Origin of the sequence: Enterococcus quebecensis (assembly GCF_001730365.1) — a bacterium.
GTDB lineage: Bacteria > Bacillota > Bacilli > Lactobacillales > Enterococcaceae > Enterococcus_L > Enterococcus_L quebecensis.
Genome location: NZ_MIKB01000001.1, coordinates 510,107 through 528,687 on the forward strand (window position 1 = coordinate 510,107; position 18,581 = coordinate 528,687).

Annotated in this window: 21 protein-coding genes and 1 pseudogene; 7 read left to right on the plus strand and 15 right to left on the minus strand. The window is 34.9% G+C overall.

All coding sequences use genetic code 11. From position 1 onward, the window contains the following. Positions 1-738, plus strand: coding sequence for an amino acid ABC transporter ATP-binding protein (locus BCR23_RS02285; RefSeq protein ID WP_069633878.1), 738 nt, complete (start codon positions 1-3; stop codon positions 736-738). A gap of 61 nt (positions 739-799) precedes the next feature. Here the strand turns inward: BCR23_RS02285 and trhO are convergent, their stop codons facing one another. The 9 genes from trhO to BCR23_RS02330 form a co-directional block, all read right to left on the minus strand. Continuing rightward, entirely contained in the window at positions 800-1,741 is a 942-nt protein-coding gene (gene trhO / locus BCR23_RS02290; protein ID WP_069633879.1) for an oxygen-dependent tRNA uridine(34) hydroxylase TrhO, read from the minus strand. A gap of 281 nt (positions 1,742-2,022) precedes the next feature. After that, positions 2,023-2,394: a VOC family protein gene (locus tag BCR23_RS02295; protein WP_069633880.1), complete on the minus strand. Its 372-nt coding sequence runs from the start codon at positions 2,392-2,394 to the stop codon at positions 2,023-2,025. Between the two features lie 229 nt (positions 2,395-2,623). Then, positions 2,624-4,015, minus strand: a complete 1,392-nt coding sequence (locus BCR23_RS02300) for an L-cystine transporter (protein ID WP_069633881.1) — start codon at positions 4,013-4,015, stop codon at positions 2,624-2,626. A gap of 468 nt (positions 4,016-4,483) precedes the next feature. Next, a complete protein-coding gene (locus BCR23_RS02305) occupies positions 4,484-4,870 on the minus strand; it encodes a DUF1149 family protein (RefSeq protein ID WP_069633882.1) in 387 nt (128 codons plus the stop codon). Between the two features lie 137 nt (positions 4,871-5,007). Then, entirely contained in the window at positions 5,008-6,351 is a 1,344-nt protein-coding gene (locus tag BCR23_RS02310; RefSeq protein ID WP_069633883.1) for a PFL family protein, read from the minus strand. Positions 6,352-6,409: 58 nt separating this feature from the next. Beyond that, on the minus strand, positions 6,410-6,679 hold the full coding sequence (locus BCR23_RS02315; RefSeq protein WP_069633884.1) for an ACT domain-containing protein: 270 nt from the start codon (positions 6,677-6,679) through the stop codon (positions 6,410-6,412). Between the two features lie 277 nt (positions 6,680-6,956). Next, positions 6,957-7,388 (minus strand): hypothetical protein, encoded by a 432-nt coding sequence (locus tag BCR23_RS02320; protein ID WP_069633885.1) that lies wholly within the window; start codon positions 7,386-7,388, stop codon positions 6,957-6,959. A gap of 80 nt (positions 7,389-7,468) precedes the next feature. Then, positions 7,469-8,356, minus strand: coding sequence for a helix-turn-helix transcriptional regulator (locus BCR23_RS02325; RefSeq protein ID WP_069633886.1), 888 nt, complete (start codon positions 8,354-8,356; stop codon positions 7,469-7,471). Beyond that, on the minus strand, positions 8,349-8,750 hold the full coding sequence (locus BCR23_RS02330) for a DUF3224 domain-containing protein (RefSeq protein ID WP_069633887.1): 402 nt from the start codon (positions 8,748-8,750) through the stop codon (positions 8,349-8,351). The genes BCR23_RS02325 and BCR23_RS02330 overlap by 8 nt, the downstream gene beginning before the upstream one ends. Before the next feature lie 212 nt (positions 8,751-8,962). Here BCR23_RS02330 and BCR23_RS02335 point away from each other — a divergent pair, with 212 nt between their 5' ends. Beyond that, on the plus strand, positions 8,963-9,625 hold the full coding sequence (locus BCR23_RS02335) for a peptidoglycan amidohydrolase family protein (protein WP_069633888.1): 663 nt from the start codon (positions 8,963-8,965) through the stop codon (positions 9,623-9,625). A gap of 160 nt (positions 9,626-9,785) precedes the next feature. Here BCR23_RS02335 and BCR23_RS02340 read toward each other — a convergent pair. Further along, positions 9,786-10,782, minus strand: a pseudogene (locus BCR23_RS02340) (IS30 family transposase). Between the two features lie 115 nt (positions 10,783-10,897). Continuing rightward, positions 10,898-11,416, minus strand: coding sequence for a hypothetical protein (locus BCR23_RS02345; protein ID WP_069633889.1), 519 nt, complete (start codon positions 11,414-11,416; stop codon positions 10,898-10,900). Between the two features lie 269 nt (positions 11,417-11,685). Here BCR23_RS02345 and BCR23_RS02350 point away from each other — a divergent pair, with 269 nt between their 5' ends. After that, positions 11,686-12,327, plus strand: coding sequence for a Crp/Fnr family transcriptional regulator (locus BCR23_RS02350; protein ID WP_240482514.1), 642 nt, complete (start codon positions 11,686-11,688; stop codon positions 12,325-12,327). A 54-nt stretch (positions 12,328-12,381) separates the two neighbouring features. Here BCR23_RS02350 and BCR23_RS02355 read toward each other — a convergent pair whose 3' ends face one another. From BCR23_RS02355 to BCR23_RS02370, 4 genes are read right to left on the minus strand one after another with little or no spacing between them, the layout of a single operon-like run. After that, complete coding sequence (locus BCR23_RS02355; protein WP_069633890.1) at positions 12,382-12,636, minus strand: metal-sensitive transcriptional regulator; 255 nt, start codon at positions 12,634-12,636, stop codon at positions 12,382-12,384. After that, a complete protein-coding gene (locus BCR23_RS02360) occupies positions 12,626-12,931 on the minus strand; it encodes a rhodanese-like domain-containing protein (RefSeq protein WP_069633891.1) in 306 nt (101 codons plus the stop codon). The genes BCR23_RS02355 and BCR23_RS02360 overlap by 11 nt, the downstream gene beginning before the upstream one ends. Continuing rightward, on the minus strand, positions 12,931-14,583 hold the full coding sequence (locus tag BCR23_RS02365) for an FAD-dependent oxidoreductase (protein WP_069633892.1): 1,653 nt from the start codon (positions 14,581-14,583) through the stop codon (positions 12,931-12,933). Before BCR23_RS02365 ends, BCR23_RS02360 begins: the two co-directional genes overlap by 1 nt. Continuing rightward, on the minus strand, positions 14,583-14,897 hold the full coding sequence (locus BCR23_RS02370; protein WP_069633893.1) for a rhodanese-like domain-containing protein: 315 nt from the start codon (positions 14,895-14,897) through the stop codon (positions 14,583-14,585). Before BCR23_RS02370 ends, BCR23_RS02365 begins: the two co-directional genes overlap by 1 nt. Positions 14,898-15,169: 272 nt before the next feature. Here BCR23_RS02370 and BCR23_RS02375 point away from each other — a divergent pair, with 272 nt between their 5' ends. From BCR23_RS02375 to BCR23_RS02390, 4 genes are all read left to right on the plus strand, one after another. Beyond that, positions 15,170-15,739, plus strand: coding sequence for a glycoside hydrolase family 73 protein (locus BCR23_RS02375; RefSeq protein WP_069633894.1), 570 nt, complete (start codon positions 15,170-15,172; stop codon positions 15,737-15,739). A gap of 66 nt (positions 15,740-15,805) precedes the next feature. After that, on the plus strand, positions 15,806-16,432 hold the full coding sequence (locus BCR23_RS02380; RefSeq protein ID WP_069633895.1) for an FtsX-like permease family protein: 627 nt from the start codon (positions 15,806-15,808) through the stop codon (positions 16,430-16,432). Between the two features lie 15 nt (positions 16,433-16,447). Next, positions 16,448-17,092: a response regulator transcription factor gene (locus tag BCR23_RS02385; protein ID WP_069633896.1), complete on the plus strand. Its 645-nt coding sequence runs from the start codon at positions 16,448-16,450 to the stop codon at positions 17,090-17,092. Continuing rightward, complete coding sequence (locus tag BCR23_RS02390) at positions 17,076-18,470, plus strand: sensor histidine kinase (RefSeq protein ID WP_069633897.1); 1,395 nt, start codon at positions 17,076-17,078, stop codon at positions 18,468-18,470. Before BCR23_RS02385 ends, BCR23_RS02390 begins: the two co-directional genes overlap by 17 nt. Positions 18,471-18,581 lie beyond the last annotated feature (111 nt).

An 18,581-nucleotide genomic window follows, 5' to 3' on the forward strand; every position in this document is an offset into this window, starting at 1 on the left:
ATGGCTGAAAAAATTCTAGTAGAACACTTAGTAAAAAAATACGGTGATAACACCGTTCTTAACGATATCAATGTATCCATTCAAGAAGGCGATGTTGTTTGCGTCATTGGGCCTTCTGGTTCTGGGAAAAGTACCTTTCTTCGTTGCTTAAATCAATTAGAAGAAGCAACAAGCGGAGATATTATTATTGATGGTGCGAATTTAACTGATAAGAATACAAATATTAATAAAGTTCGTCAGCATATCGGCATGGTATTCCAACATTTTAATTTATTTCCTCACCTATCGATCTTGGAAAATATTACTTTAGCTCCAACCGATTTAGGCCGCCTTTCAAAAAAAGAAGCGGAAGAAAAAGCGATTCAGCTTTTAGATACAGTTGGTTTAGCTGATAAAAAAGATAGCTATCCTGAATCATTATCTGGTGGACAAAAGCAACGTGTAGCCATCGCTCGTGCCTTGGCAATGAATCCAGACATCATGTTGTTTGATGAACCAACATCTGCACTTGATCCAGAAATGGTTGGAGATGTGTTAAACGTTATGAAAAAATTAGCCAAGCAAGGAATGACTATGGTAATTGTTACTCACGAAATGGGATTTGCTAAAGAAGTAGCAAATCGTGTGATGTTTATCGATGGTGGTAATTTCTTAGAGGATGGCTCACCTCAACAAATCTTTGAAAATCCTCAAAACGAACGTACGAAAGATTTCTTGGACAAGGTTTTAAATATTTAAATAAAAACAGTGATAAACATCTAGATGTTTATCACTGTTTTTTCTAATTCAATTTGAATCCTTAGTTAGCAATTGCTTCCAGTCTTACCTTTACATCTTGTTCTGATAATTCATGTTTCACCACATAGCGATTAGCTGGATGATGGCGACATTCGTCTGAACAGCTACCAAGGTATTTAGCTTCGTTTTCTTCTGAAGCTAGAATTTGTTTATTACAGAATGGGTTGGCACAATTAATATAACGTTCGCAAGGTGTTCCATCAAACCAATCTTTTCCGATGATCTTCTTATCAACATGATTGATTTCAACACTAATTCGCTCGTCAAACACATACATTTTACCATCCCACAGCTCACCTCTTGTTTCTGGATCTTTTCCATAAACAGCAATACCACCATGAAGTTGAGAAACATCTTCAAATCCTTCTTTTAATAACCAACCTGAAAACTTCTCACAACGAATACCACCAGTACAGTATGTTACGACTTTTTTATCCATAAACTGTTCTTTGTTGTCTCTAATCCATTGTGGTAATTCTCTAAAGTTACGAATGTCTGGACGAACTGCTCCTCTAAAATGTCCTAAGTCATATTCATAATCATTTCTCGCATCGATCACGACAGTATTTTCATCAAGTAACGCTTCTTTAAATTCAGCCGGTTCCAAATATTTTCCTGTTGTTTCCAACGGATTGACATCTTCTTCTAAACTCAAAGACACTAGTTCTTTTCTAGGACGAACAAACATTTTATGGAAAGCATTTTCTGGCACTTCATCGATTTTGAAATACGTATCTTTAAAGCGTTCATCAGCTAACATTGCTTCCATATAGGCATCAGTATCAGCAATCGTTCCTGAAAGCGTACCATTGATTCCTTCCGTAGCAACTAAAATTCTACCTTTTAAATTTAATGATTTACAAAAAGCTAAATGCTCCTTTGCAAATTGTTCTGGGTTTTCAATTGTCGTATATTTATAATAAAGTAATACGCGATAATCCATTTTATCTTTCTCCTTTTTCTTTAGAAACTGCTTGCTATTCCCTTAATAGCCCTACAGTCTTCATTTTCTATTCATACGTATTGATTATATAAAAAAAGAAATAGGAAAAGCGAGCTTTTTGCTTGTGTGATAATGCACATAATAAAATTGAATTGAACAGTCTATCTCTTGAGCAAATACTGAACCAGTAAAAGGTAAAACAAAGCCGATTAGAACACTCACGTTCAAAAAAACTGTTCAAGTTTCCTAAAAAACTTGAACAGTCAATCAAATGTAATTTTTTATTGTCCAGATACTGCAAAATAATTCTCATCATTATCAGCAAAATTGAAAACTAGCCCCGTTGGTAACTGAACTAATTCTCCCACTCGTACGCCAGCATCTTTCATATTTTTGTATAATTTCATCACATCATCAGCAAAAAACATCAATGATGGCGTATTTCCAGCAACCTCTGGCGAATGTTGTTGAATAAATTCTAAATCATATAAAACAATACTAGTATCCGCATCTTCACTTGGTGCAATTTCTACAACAAGTGTACCATCTACTTCATCTCTTTCTTTTTCTACAAAACCAATCTTTTGCCAAAATTTGCTAGATTCCTCTACGTTCGTTACATATAACATTATCTTGATTTGGTTGGTAAACATATTCTTCTCCTCTTTTCATAGCGTTCATTTAACTTTCTTGTTTTCGATTAATCATCGAAACTTTTAAGGCAATTACTTTACTATTATATACTTTCTATCATATCTTATGATACAGGTTATGAAAATAATTATGCTTTGATCATGGTATTGAAAAAGAAGGTAAGATCGTTAAACAATCTTACCTTCTTCTTACTATTAACTCTCTTGGGGAAGAGAAGTGGATCACTTTTTAAGCATTTTCTTCAATTACTAAACTGCTATCATTCAACACATCACGATTTAATTCTTTAATTCTTGAACTAGTCACAATTCCAGCAACCATACTATCACTTACATTAATAGCGGTTCTAGCCATATCAATCAATGGTTCTACTGAGATAACTAGCCCTACAATCGCTACTGGTAAATTCATAGAACCTAAGACGATCAATGAAGCAAACGTGGCTCCACCACCAACACCAGCAACACCAAACGAACTAATCGTTACTACTGCAACTAGCATTAAAATAAATTCTAAACTAAAGACATTGATGCCCACAGTTGGTGCAACGATTGTTGCCAACATCGCTGGATAAACACCAGCACAGCCATTTTGACCAATGGATAAGCCAAAACTTGCTGCAAAGTTCGCAGTTGCGTCATCCACACCTAAAGCCTTTGTTTGTGTTTCAATATTTAAAGGCAACGCTCCTGCACTTGACCTTGAAGTAAAAGCAAAACTCAATACTGGGAAAGATTTTTTCAAATAGTTCACCGGATTTACTTTCACTGCAACTAAGATCAACAGATGAACGAGCATCACAATAATCAATGCAGTATATGAAGCTAAAACAAATTTTCCTAAATTAAGTATAGCATCAAAATCACTTGTTGCTACGACATTGGTCATCAACGCTAAAACCCCATATGGTGTTAAACGTAAAACTAATGTTACGATACGCATTGTGATTTTATAAAGGCTATCGATCAAGTTAGCAAAAAACTCTGCTTCTTTCGGTGCTTTGCGTTTCACACCTAAGTAAGCTATACCAACAAAGGCTGCAAAGATCACTACACCTATCGTACTTGTTGGACGAGTTCCTGCAAAATCTGCAAAAACATTTTTAGGAATAAAAGCCAAAATTTGTTGAGGAATTGATAGGTTTTCAACGGTTTCCTGTCGTGTTGCAAGTTCTGCAATCCGTGCCGTTTCTGCCGTTCCTTGTGTAAATTGTGCGCCTTGTAATCCAAATAACAATGTTGTTCCGATACCAATTAACGCAGCTACAGCTGTCGTTCCTAATAAAGTTGCTAGAACATTAAAGCTGATTTTACCAAGTTGCTTGGATTCTTTCATTTTGGTAAATGCTCCCACTATAGAAACAAAGACCAAAGGGATTACGAGCATTTGTAAAAACGCTACATAACCATTACCTACAATACCGATCCATTCCATCGCTTGCGTTGTGACTTTATCTTGGGTACCGAATATGAATTGAATAATTCCACCTAATACAATACCGACACCTAATGCTGCGAAAACACGAGTTGAAAATTTGTAGTGTTTTGCCTGCATACGGTAAAAGACGTATAACACTGCAAGAAAAGCAAGGACCACTAAAACAGTGATGAGTGTTGTCATTTTTTTCCCTCCTAAATTTAAAAGCGTAGTGGGCTCGTTTAGTTCTGACTGAAAAATGGGAAAATAAGTTTGCGAGGTATTTTGTCACAGACATACTTTATCTTTTTTCGGAATAACTAGCCCCTTTAAGCTAGATAACATTAAAAGCACAACGGGTTGTTTAATCTTGACTGAAAAACAAGAACAATTGACTGTAACGCTCTTTGGCACATTCCATTTTCATTTTTCCGAAAGATTAGTCCGTAAAGCTAACTAATGTAATCTAAATGACAAGTCCATCAAAGGAAGTAAAGGTTCCTGGGGATCATTCTTCAATGATCCGCCCTAAAAATAAATAGATTCATTTTCAGTGATAGATCCATTGTAACTGATTTAAGGGTCGGAATGGTATTATTTTGTCTCTGTAATGATAGAAAAAAAGAGTTTGTGATAGCCAAAAGCTATCGCAAACTCTATAATTTATGCCTCTTAGGCTTCTGATGATTGAAAATTCAATTGAATACCAGGTTTGTCTAAAGCAATTTCAGTGACTTCATAAGCCATACGTTGAACGATGCTAAACAATGGGCTAACTAATTCATCGACCTCTTCTTGACTAATGTCATCTTGGTTCTCAATTTTGTGATTAATCACATGATTAATCTGGCTAACTGAACCTGATAAAACGTACTCTTCAAAAACTAAGCGAAACTCTAAACGAGCTGCGATGATTGAGTTTTCCTTAGGATAGTTTTCATCAGTTGATTCAATTGGCGAAAAACCTACTCTAAGATCTGTCTCTACCTCTCCCATATCTTGTGTGCGCATATCATAATGAAAAGCCTCTACAACTTCTTGTTGACGTTTGATTTCCACGATTGTATTCTCCTTTTTCTTTTAAGTCCGATAGTCTTTATCTTCAATGAGTTAAACTTATAAAAATAATAGATATCCTTCATATATAGTATAACATACTTCTTTTTCTCACAAATACTATGAAAATAATTTTTAATCTAATTTTTAAATGAATGAATTGGTGCTGGAATTCGTCCACCTCGCAAAATAAAGTCTGTTGAAGCATAGTTATTAACCTTCATAACAGGTGCTCTTCCCAACAACCCACCGAATTCTACCATATCACCGACTTTTGTACCTTTAGCCGGTATGATTCGTACAGCAGTGGTTTTATGATTAATCACACCAATTGCAGCTTCATCTGCGATCATTGCAGCAATCGTTTCAGCAGACGTTTCTCCCGGTATTGCAATCATGTCTAAACCAACAGAGCAGATAGCAGTCATTGCTTCTAATTTTTCCAGATTCAATGCACCGTTATTGACTGCATCGATCATTCCTGCATCTTCTGAAACCGGAATAAATGCACCAGATAGTCCACCAACATGATTACATGCCATTACGCCGCCCTTTTTTACCGCATCATTTAATAATGCTAAGGCTGCCGTCGTACCATGGGTTCCTACACTTTCCAAACCCATTTCTTCTAGAATATAAGCAACGCTATCTCCTACTGCGGGTGTTGGCGCTAAGGATAAATCAACGATTCCGAAGGGAACATTCAAACGTTCTGAAGCAATTTTTCCAACTAATTGTCCCATACGAGTGATTTTAAATGCCGTTTGTTTCACTACCTCTGCAACAATATCAAAAGGTTCTCCTTTGACTTTTTCCAATGCCCGTTTCACTACACCTGGTCCACTAACACCTACATTGATTACGCAATCAGCCTCACCCACCCCATGAAAGGCACCGGCCATAAATGGATTATCTTCTACTGCATTAGCAAACACAACAAGTTTAGCACAACCCATATCTGATTTTTCAGCGGTTTCTTTAATTATATGCCCCATGTGACGAACAGCATCCATGTTGATACCAGCTTTTGTTGAGCCTATGTTCACTGAGGAACAAACAAAATTTGTTTCAGCTAAAGCTTGAGGAATGGAGTTGATCAAAATATCATCTCCATGCTGATACCCTTTCTCAACTAACGCACTGAAACCACCAATAAAATTGACTCCAACCGTTTGAGCAGCTCGGTCTAACACCTTAGCATACTTTACATAATCTTTATCTGAACTAGCTGCAGCGATAATGCTAATTGGTGTAACCGAAATTCGTTTATTGATGATTGGAATCCCATACTCAGATTCAATTTCTTCACCAACTTTAACTAGATTTTTAGCTAGACGAGTAATTTTATCGTAAATTTTTTGACAAGCCTTTTCACTGTCGCTATCGATGCAATCTAATAATGAAATCCCCATTGTAATGGTTCTGATATCTAAATTTTCTTCTTCAATCATACGAATAGTTTCTAGAATTTGATTTGTTTCCAACGTATTGCCTCCTAGTTAATATTGTTCAATAACAAGTCTCTACTAAAATACTGGTTTATTATAATTTGTGCATAACGTTGAAGATTTCTTCATTTTGAATACTTATAGTCACGCCTAGATTTTCTCCTAACGTATTTAACTTTGAACGGATCGCTTCAAAATCATTTTTTTCTTGGGGCATTTCCAATACCATCATCATCGTAAAATAGCTGTCCATAATCGTTTGAGAAACGTCTACAATATTCATTTCCAATTCAGCTAATTTCTGACTGACTCCAGCGATTATTCCAACTTTGTCTTTTCCAATAACTGTTAGCACTGCACGCATATATTTTCCTCCTAATTTAAAAACATAATAATCTTGTTTAGCATCGACTAAAAATAGGAAAACAGGTGTGTAACGCTCTTTGCCACATTTTTCCCGAGAAGCTAGCTCATGACGCTTAACGACTTAACTCTAAATAGTTTTTCCTATTATATCATAATCTATTCAGTCTTTAATAAAAAAACAGAACAAAATACACTTAATAATAATAAATGTTCGTTTTTTAGAAATAGATAAAAAAAACTTCTTCGAGCTATTAAAGCACGTAGAAGTTTTTTCCTTAAACATTGTGATAAAATTGTCCGTTGCACTTTGAACAAGTTACTTTGATTTTGCCTTTTCCTTTTGGAGCTCTTAATTGTTGTTTACATGTTGGGCATTTAAAATATTTATATGCCTTGCGTGTATTGATTCTTTCTTTTATAATCCTAAATTTCGTTTTCAGTTGTTCTACCTTCGTAACATAACGTGTATTTTCGTTTGAGCGCGGATAAATTCTTTTAGAAAAAAAGCGATAATTTGCCCAGAGTAATAGGGCGAAAGCTAACCAAAATGCAATTGAAGTTGGTAGGAATAGATTGAGTAGGAATAAAATTAAACTTCCTCTTACTAAGGTATTGTTCAATCGATCCATTCGTGCATATCTTCCTACTAATAGTTTTTGAACCTTCGCATTCCAACGCAGTAATCGTTCAAGCCAAATTTGTCCCATAAAATCCCTCTTTTCTTTGCTATTATCTCAATCAATCTGCAATGTTTCAAGAGGGATATTAAAAAATATTTTAAGCTCAATTAAAAGTATATTTGGTTGATCTTTATAATCTCTTCTTTGACTTTTTCTTTTAGTTCAATTGGACTTAATATCTCGATGGCTCCACCAAATGAAAGCAAGTAAGAACTCAACCAAGCTCCTTCCGGCTGCCATGTTTTTACTATTGTATATTCTTCGTGACGCTCAGTCTCGATATCTAGTAGGTCTTCTTGCACTCGGTACAATAGATCATTCGCTATTTTGAATTCTACACATATTTTTGAAAACTTTGGTTGATAATCCGTTATTAAAAATTCTTCTTCGATATCATTTACAGAGATCTCTAATCCAGTCATCCTTCTCAGTTTGAACAGACGAGTCGTTTTTCTAGTACAGCAATAACCTGCAAGATACCAAGCATTTTGTTTGAAAATCAACTTATTTGGCATGACTTCTCGAGATGTTTTTTCCCCTTTGCCGTTGATATACGAAAAAATGATACATTTTTTTTGACTTTTAGCCATCGTGATCTGTTCGATTCCATGTGCTTCATCTTCACGTCCCCAAGTTGAAAAATCAATATCGATCCATGGTTCTATTTGTTTGTTAAATAAGGAGGAAAGCTTATTGACTAGAGGTGCAACGCTTTTTAAGTTAGTTGCAGCTAAATTTTGCAACGCTAAAATAATCTGGTCTTGTTCCTCATCATCCACAAACGTTGCTGGAAGGTGGTGAGTATCAAGTAAACGAATCCCACCATCCCGACCACTTTGAGCGTATACTGGAAATCCTAACGTAGATAACGTATCAATATCCCGATAAATTGTTCGGGTAGAAACTTCTAGTTGATCTGCTAGCATAGTTGCTTTTGCTTTATTATGCAAACTGAGGTAATGCATAATATAAAATAATCTAGAAAGATTATTCATTGTCTTTGAAATCTAAAATCAATTTACTATTATCACCAACAAAATCATATTGATAAGAACCAGTTAAGTCATGTAACGCTCCAGTACTTTTAATGATCATCCCTGGTGAATCCAACGAACCTTTATCAAAGATCCCTTTTTCAGCTGCTGTAAAGGTTCCTGTTTTACCTTTATATTGGCCTTCAAAGTGGAAAAATCCCGTGATCCTTGCCGTTGCCAAATGTCCATCTTCTTTATTGCTTTCTAAATAATAAAGAAGATATTCCACCCAAGCTTTTCCTTGCAAATCGCCTTCAAGTTCATATTCTGCTTGTACTCGATTAACTGGAAAATCTATTTCGGTATTGTCCACCGGTTGTTCATCCCATTTTGTCACACTAAATGTTGCACTCATACTTATCCCTCCTTATGAATAACAGGATAGCAAACGTACGTTCTTTTTTCAAGCTAGAATTGTCAAATTAAGTGCAACACCGTTAAATATATTTCCTATACCTCTAGTAAACTCATAGATTATTGACAGATAATTAACAGTTTCACTCCTAACATTCTTGCTAGAATATCCTTGTAAGATCTTACAAAAATAAATGTTAGGAGGCAATAGTATTGGCAAGTGTTGAAACAGTAATAAATTGGTTTAGTACCAGACAAGGTAAAGTAACCTACAGCATGAATAGTCGTCTGGGGCCAAATAGTTATGATTGTAGCTCATCTGTATATTTCGCTTTGATTGAAGCAGGATTTTTACCGAAAGGAACAAGAATTGGTAACACAGAAACGCTATATAATTTAGAAGGATCATTACTTCAACCGGTATCACGAAAAGAAGCACAACGAGGAGATATCTTTATTTCCGGAGGAAAAGGCACCAGTTCTGGAGCAAATGGTCATACGGGTGTTTTTCTAAGTAACAATAGAATTATTCATTGTAACTATGGTTCTAATGGAATTTCTGAAACATCTACTGAAGGTGGTTGGATCGGTGGACCACCAACTAATTGCTTCAGACTAAAAGGAGCTACAATAGAAACCCCATCACAAACACAAAAAGGAGAGATTACTATGCAATGCATTTACACAAGACCACAGGGGGAAATTTTTTATTTCAATGGAGTAGACACGGTTCACATTGGACACCCCGATACACTTAAAGTCTTAAAAGATATTTATCGTGATAATAATGGAAAAGAAATGCCCACTTATAACTGGACAAATCCAGCGGCGCCTTGGTTTAAGCGTTTGGAAGCAGTTGCTCCGAATCGCAAGTAATAACAAATGTTAATTTTTCCTCTATTCCTTAATTGGAATAGAGTTTTTTTTACTAACACATATCAATCAAGAAAATCTTTTCTCCTTCAGAAATTTATACATGATATATTTATTAGTTACAGCTGTACTTACTTAAAAATATTTCTATTAAATAAACAGCTTAAATTAAGATTGAGGACGTATCATAAAAAATTTCATTAGGCGTTTTCCACCCCAAACATTTTCTCGGTCGATTGTTTAATTTATGAATGACAGACTCGATATAGTCGTTCGAGACGGTTGTCATATCAGTACGTTTTGGTAAGTATTCACGTATCAATCCATTTGTATTTTCATTTGTTCCACGTTGCCACGGAGAACCAAGGATCTGCAAAATAACAATCGAGGCCACTTAACTTACTGAAGTCGTTATATTGCGCAAATTCTGGGCCTCTATCTGGTGTAATAGGTTTACGTTGTTTTTTGCTTAGTGGAGAAAATAATTTTACAATCATATCTCTTACGCAAATAGAATCATTCCGAGGAATTCTACCAGCTAATAAAAATCGAGACTTTCTATCAACTAAAGTTACAAGGCAAGATTTTCCTCTGTGTCCCAATACAGTATCAGCTTCCCAGTGCCCAAGTTCTTCTCTAGTCTCAGCTTTTGTTGGACGTTCATGAATCGTTTTAACATCAGTAAATCTTCCACGTCGATCACCGACTCTCCTATTTACTGATTTTCTTCCTTTTCGTCTTAACATTTTTCGTGCTCCAGGACCTCCTTCTGGAAAACCTTGGTCAAATAAACCGTTGTAAATCGAGCGATAAATAGTATTATAGCTAATCGTAGATTCATTATCTTCCAAGCTTATTCTATTAGCTATCTGTTCTAGAGACCATTGGTCTTCAAAAAGAAGTTTACGAATTGTTTCTTTATAGGGTGACTGATCCAAGATTCTCTTTCTCCCGCATTTCTGCTTATTCTTATGATACAATTTTTGCGCTAGAGAAGGCGAATATGCTCTAAACTTTGTAGTATTCCTTCTAAGCTCTCTCATAATAGTTGAGGGGCTTCTTTTGATTAAGCGCCCAATTCTACGAATAGTAAAACCAAAACCATGATATAGAAAGATCATTTCTCGCTCACGTATAGTTAGGTGTGTGTATGAAGTCATAGCTGAATACCTCCTAATAGATATAATTCATCAACACCATTATAACAGGCTTTTTCGCCTTCTTTTTTAGTGTTGCACTTAAATTATACATTCTAGAGGGAACAAGTACGATTATTTATTTTTTTAAAAGAAAGTCATTGATTTTTTGACTAAATAGAGCAATATTTTCAGTTTTTGAAGCAGCTGTCGTTGCATCAACATCGTTTGGTTGATGGCTCCATTGACCTGAATCTCCTGTTAAGTAAATCCCTAGTTTTTGTTCTTTTTTGTGCTGATTAATAAAGTCCAATGCTTCTTTTGGCGGTTCACTTGACTGGATAGTAGCTAAAATAACTACTTTATCCCACTCTTTAATCTTGTTATTACCAATTTCTTCCACAGGTTCTACTTTTACATAGACATTCTCATCTACCAACTTCTGTTTTAGATCATCAATGACTTCGTTTTTAAACCCACGATCTTGAGTATAAATAATCGCTTTAATTGCGTTTTTTTGTTCTTTAGTTTTTGCATTGATTTCATAGCCGGAAACAGTTCCTTGTATTCTTTGCAATCGATAAATTCCTAAAAATCCACCAAAGCCTAGTAGAATTACTCCTAAACCTATTAATCCATATTTTATTTTTTTATTCATTATTCTTCCTTCTTTCACCTTTTATTCATATCGTAAAGCAGTTATTGGATCTAATTTTGCTGCTTTGGCAGCTGGGTACAAAGCGAAAGCCACCTCTAATAAACTCGTTCCACCTAGAATAATCAAGACACTCAGCTGGTAAAACCAATTCTAAAGGAAAACAAAAAAACAATTTATACCAATGATATAAATTGTGATTTTCTGGTTACTTTTATTTTAATTAATAGTTATGCTATACTTTTCACACTTGAGCTTTTGAATGAAAAGGAGTGATACTCATCGAATCGTATAAAAATAATTTGGAATTAATCAACGACTTAAAAGAAAAACTTGCTACTGGTTGGTTGGAAAAAACATATGAATCTGATACTTTGGTTATTGATGAGTATGAAAAAGCTACAACCATTTATTATGTTGTCTCAGGTGTAGTTTGTGTTGAAATATTAAATGATGGACAACAATATATTTCGTCATTTATTTTTCAAAATGACTTTTTCGGATTAGATAGCTTTTCAACCTTTAAACAAAAATCCCATTCTATTCGCGTAATCAGTGAACAAGCAACGATTTTTAGTATTCCTAAAGATTTATTGTTCAAAGTATTGAATGACACCCCTGTTCACTACGAGTTATTACTGGCTAATTTTGCTGATATTTTTCAACGGCATTATGGCTATTTCAATTTTCTTCATTTACCAACAACGGAACGAGTGAAAATCGCTTTAACTTATTTAAGTGATTATATTGGCATTTTAAATGAAGAAGAACATCTTGAATTACCAAAATTTATTACGCAAGAAGTCTTATCAAAATTTTGTCGTACCTCTCAATCTAGAATTTCAGTTTCTTTAAATGAGCTTGAGAAACAAGAATGGTTGGTAAAAAGAAAAGTTCCCATCACTATAAATTAACCTAAGTATAAAAATAAGAGATAACGTCACTATGACCGTCATCTCTTATTTTTATTATCTCGTCTTTACAATCATTTCCAATGCTTTAACCATCTCTTCACCGGCAAGATCAACTTCTTTATCTTCCATACACTGCTTTAGATTTTCAGTTACCACAAGACCTATGACCTTATCAATACTAGAACGAACCGCCATTAATTGAGTAACAACTTCTCGACAGTCTTTACCATCTTCCATCATTTTCAAAATTCCGCGAATTTGTCCTTCAGAACGTTTTAATCGATTGGCTAATTTAGGATCACAAGCCATCAACAACCTCTCCTCTCCAAGCGGACATGCCGCCCATCACATTAGTTACATCATACCCCAATGAGGCAAAATATTCACTAGCCATTTGTGAACGGCCACCAGAAAGACAAATAATGTAGTAAGGTTGTTCCTTATCCAGTGATTCTGCTGTCTCTTGCAACCCACTCAACGGTAGACTTTTTGCTCCCTTAATATGTCCTGAACGATATTCATCATCTTCACGTACATCTATGATAGCTATGTTATTTCTTTTTTCTAGTTGCTCAAATTCATCGATCATGATTGATTTATACATTATTTAATAACCTCCTGAGGGTAAATTGTACTATATATTTGAAAAGCACCATCTAAATTTTTAACAGTAAATCCATTGTTTTTCAAGATTCGTTCAGCTAGATAGCTACGTTGACCACTTTGACAGCTAACGATGATTTCTTTATCCGTTGGTAATTCAGCCAAACGTTCTCTTAATTCATCCAATGGAATATTCTCAGCATGAGGTAATGCCCCATTGTTCTTTAATTCACCTGGATTTCTCACATCAAGCAGATAAGCACCTTTTTCCAAAGCTTCTTTCAATTCGTAATATTGAATATTATCAGAAAAGCCTTCCATAATATTTGCAGCCGCATAACCGATCATATTAACTGGATCTTTAGCTGAACCAAAAGGTGGTGCATAAGTAAATTCCAGTTCTGGTAGATCCATAACTGTCAAACCAGCTTTAATTGCAGTGGCAATAATATCGATTCGTTTGTCTACTCCATCCGCTCCAATTGCTTGCGCTCCATAAATTTTACCCGTTGTAGGATGAAATAGAAGTTTCATTATGATAGGATGACTTCCTGGAAAATACCCCACATGGCTTTTAGACGTCGTATGAACAGCTTTATATTCTATGTTACTGTTACGTAATTGGCGTTCACTTAACCCTGTGCTAGCTGCAGCAAGATCAAATACTCGAACGATTGCAGTACCAATGCTGCCCTGATTTTTTCTAGAAACACCTGCAATCACATCTGCCACTTGTCTTCCTTGGCGATTTGCTGGTGAAGCAAGAGAAATCAATGCATCGTCTCCTGTGATTTGTTGTTTTACAACAATGGCATCCCCCACAGCATAGACATCTGGATCATTTGTTTGATAGGATTGATTCACTACGATCCCACCTCGTAAGCCAGTTTCTAAATCAGCTTCGACCGCTAGATTACTTGATGGTTTAACTCCTATTGATAAGATTGTAAAATCACTTGTAATTGTTTCACCCGAGCTTAATTCGATTTTTTTACCTGACTCTTTAAAAGCAGTTGCTCCTGCCCCAGTGTAAACAGTAATTCCCTTTTGCTTCAATTCTTTTTCAACAAACGCAGCCATTTCCTCATCTAAAGGAGGTAAAATTTGCGGTGCCGCTTCAACAAGTGTGACATCAATACCTAGATGTTGCAAGTTTTCTGCCATTTCCAGACCAATAAATCCGGCACCAATTACGACAGCTTTTTTAGGTTGTTCATTTTTAACTGCAGCAACAATTTTGTCAACGTCTGGAACATTTCTTAATGTATACACATTTGTTGCTTCGTCTAACCCTTCAATTGCAGGAACGACTGGTTCTGCTCCTGGTGAAAGAATCAATTTATCGTAACTGATTTCTTCTTCTTGTCCCTTTGAATTTGTCAAAACAGTTTTATTTTGTCGATTGATTTTGATTGCTTCTGTTTCTGGATAAACATCGATATTAAATCTTTTTTTCAATTGTTCTGGTGTTTGTAAAATCAATTCTGAACGTTCACTGATTTCTCCAGATACATAATATGGTAAACCGCAATTTGCAAAAGAAACATAAGGTCCTTTTTCTAAAACAATAATTTCAATCTCTTCTGATAATCTTCTTAATCTTGTCGCAGCTGACATTCCTCCGGCTACTCCGCCAATAATTACTACACGCATTATAGTTTCCCTCCTCTGATGTCTCCACGCCAAGCACTCATTCCGCCTTTGACATTGATTGCATCGATTCCTTTATTTTTTAATTGTTTAACTGCTCTACGACTTCTCATTCCTGATTGGCAAATCACATAGACAGATTCTTTGTCTTTTTTTGTATAAGAAGCCACTTTACTTAGGGGTATATTCTTTGCACCAGGGATATGACCTGATGTAAATTCTACTTTTTCTCGAACATCGATCACTTCTGGCTTTTCTACTAACTTCTTTTGAAGTTCGCTTGTGGTAATTGAATTTCCTTTAAAAAATGAAAACATATGCTCCTCCTTTATACCCTTAGGGGTATTTACAAAAATAATCATAAATGATTTTTTCTTAGTTGTAAAGAAGTTTGTTTCTTGTTTCATTTCTATTGATTCTTAATCAAACTGAATTATTTCTTAAGAAAGCCAAACAAATATTAACTTCTTTGGCACATTTTTGTAACATTAGAGCTCTATACTGAATTTAGTTACTTGAAGTTCCTGCGTAACAAAGGAGAACAGAGCTTAATTTATACAGCTCGCCAACAAGAAAAGAGGTTATTATTATGAATCAAGTAGTTCTAAAAAAACAAAATATATTTCCCATCTTACTAATCCTGCTTCTTTCAGTTGCTAGTATTTTACTTATACTAAATAAAGAAGAAGCACCCATCCAAGACGAAACAATCGCATATCAGCAGAATTTTATTGATGACATAGCAGCTGAAGCAAAACTTTTACAAAAGCAAACAAACTTATTTGCCAGCATTACCATTGCTCAAGCTATCTTAGAATCTGATTGGGGTCGTAGCGACTTAGCAGTAGAAGCAAAAAATCTATTTGGTATCAAAGGGGCTTACAACGAACAGTCCAGCATCATGCCAACAGATGAGTTTATCGATGGTGAGCGAATCACAATAGATGATTCATTCAAAAAATATAACACTATTCAAGAGTCAATGATTGATCATATCGAGTTTTTAAAAGGTGGAACATACGAGGCTATTAAAACAAGCAAAAATTATCAAGAAGCGGCCGTTGCCTTACAAAATGGTGGTTATGCCACTGATCCAGATTACGCTGAAAAACTGATTGAATTGATTGAGGAATTTAAACTAAATAGATATGATAAATAATCAAAACAGATCGAAAGACTTTCTTACATTAACCTGTTATTCTTAAATTCAGAAAGGCTTATTCTTATGTATAAGTTGTATTATGTTTTAAAAGACAGCAGAATTTATCTGCTAAGAAATAAAATGACACTTTTTTTTAAAAGTATTTTTACTTCACTGTATACCTTTATATTAATGATATCGCTTCACGCTTGGATTATTTCCTCCAAGTTTGAAGCCTTAGAAAAACAAAAAGCTATCGAAGAAGCAAATTCTCTGGAAGAAATAATTCAATCGAATTCTAGTGATCATTTAATTACTTTGGTGACCAGTTTGAAAATTAGTTTTAGCATTTTTAGTGTTGGTTTACTTTTATTTGGTATCACCTATCTTTTTATTCATTTTCAGAAAGTTTTATTATTGGATAAAAAAGAATTAGTTACGAAAAAAATGTTAGGTAGCTCGGCAACCAGAGTAACCTGTGAACTTTTTTTAGACTCTATTTCACTGATTATTCCAGGAATTATGTTGGGGACAATCATAACTGGATATCTCTATACAACATTCTTCCACTTTCTTACTTCTTCGCTGACAACGATTTTAGATCGGCCAAGGTATGTTATTTTCTACGTTTATATCCCTTTGGCTGGTCTATTTTTAGTTGTTTTTAGTTGTCAGTTTCTTTACCTAAAACACAAAATAACGAAACTATAAAAGGAGTTTATAACCTTGAATATTTTAGTTGCTGATGACAGTCCAGAAATGGTGCAGATTGTTAGTGCATATTTAAAAAAAGCTGGATTTACTGTTTTTAATGCTTTGGACGGTGAACAAGCCTTAGACATTTTTTATCAAGAAAAGTTAGATTTAGCCATCATTGACTGGATGATGCCTAAAATTGATGGGCTCGAAGTAATCAAAACCATCAAGGGTGAAAGCTCATTAAAAATATTAATGCTGACAGCTAAAACAACTGGTGAAGATGAGTTTCTTTCATTATCTAGCGGAGCAGATGATTATATTACCAAGCCCTTTCATCCTCAAGTGCTACTACTACGGGTTAAAAAATTACTTGGTTTAACTCATTCTTTTTACGTAAAAGACTTGCTGATCGATCCCAGTAACTTAAAAGTCTGGAAGAATGAACAAATGCTAGATTTAACGAAAAAAGAATTTGATCTTCTAATGATGTTAGTAAACAATCGCGGTAGTATTTTGACGAGAGATCAACTTTTGATAGGTGTTTGGGGCATGGACTATGACGGGGTAGCTCGAACTGTGGACACACACATTAGAAGGCTTCGTGAAAAAATCGGCGATGAGATCATCACTACGAAAAGAGGAGTGGGCTATCTCATTGAAAAAGAAAACTAGAAAAATCAGTACAACACTTACTTTAACCTTTTCTTTGATCATTATTGGCAGCTTTATTGTCATGTTTGTGTTAAACAGTCTGATCGTACCACATTATTATTTTTCAAAAATGGAACATAAGGTTTCCTCTGTTATGAAAGATATAAAACCATCTGATCATTCTGACGATCAACTAGCTGAATTGGAAGAGGACAATCAAGTCACCATTGTTACAAGGCATCTTGATGATACATCACTTGATGACTTTAATGAAGCTCTAAATGTAGAACTAAATCGAAAAAAAGTCGCATTAAATCGTTTCTGGGTCACTCAGGAAACGTTGGATCAATTACAATATAGTTCTCAATCAGTTCAGCGCAACTTCGATCAAGGAAAGCAAAAATCCAGCTTCTTAGTTACCATGCAGATAATTGACAATACCTTTTATTTAGTGGGTGTTTCTACTGTGAACTTTTCAGAAACAGCCAATTTGATCAATTCGTTTAATTTTATTTCTTTGAGTATTACGTTACTGTTGATTATCATTTTGATCTATATCTCTGTTCGAAAAATTACCGATCCTTTAGTTAACTTAAAAAAAGTTGCTGAAGAAATCACTGCATTGGCGTTTGTAACAACAGATGATGTCCCTGCCAATGAAATTGGAGAATTAGCTCTGAGCATCAATAAAATGAGTTATGCCTTGGCAACCTATCAAAAAAACTTGCTCGCTAAAAATGAGCAACTCAAGCAATTTACAGCTGATTTAACACATGAACTAAAAACCCCCATTGCCTTGATCAAAGCTTATAGTTCAGGCATTGAAGATGGTTTAGATGATGGAACTTATCTAGAAGTTATTTTAAAACAAACCCAACGATTAAATGATATCGTCGATCAAATGTTAGACTATGCGAAATTAGAACAACAACAACCTATCAATAAAGTTCCTATGCAATTGTCTGATGCTTGGCAGCAAACTGTCACTGAACTTGCACCAACGATGGAACAAGAAGATATTTTATTACTAGAAGCAGATACCGATAAACCTCTTTCACTGATTGAAGCGGATCCTATTTTGATCAGACGGGTTTTTGAAAATTTATTGACTAATGGACTCAAATACACCACTGACAAAGAAATTCAAGTCAGTTGGCGGGAAACGAATGAATTTATCGAATTTTCGATTAGTAACCAAACAGCTTTAACATCAGATTTTGATGTGAATAAACTTTGGGAAGCTTTTTATGTCCATGAAAAATCACGAAATAAAAATTTATCAGGAACAGGCTTAGGTTTATCAATCGTTCAATCAATTATGGACGAACATGGTTTTACAATTGAAGCAAGATTAGTTCATAAAACATTGATCTTTATTTTGCATTTCTACAAAAACTAAAAGGCAAGCGTGAATGTGCGCTTGTTTTTTTTTGACATTTTTCTGTAACAAAGCCTTGTTAAAATCAATTTGTATTCATTAGCTAGATGGGTTTAAATGAACCTACTACGC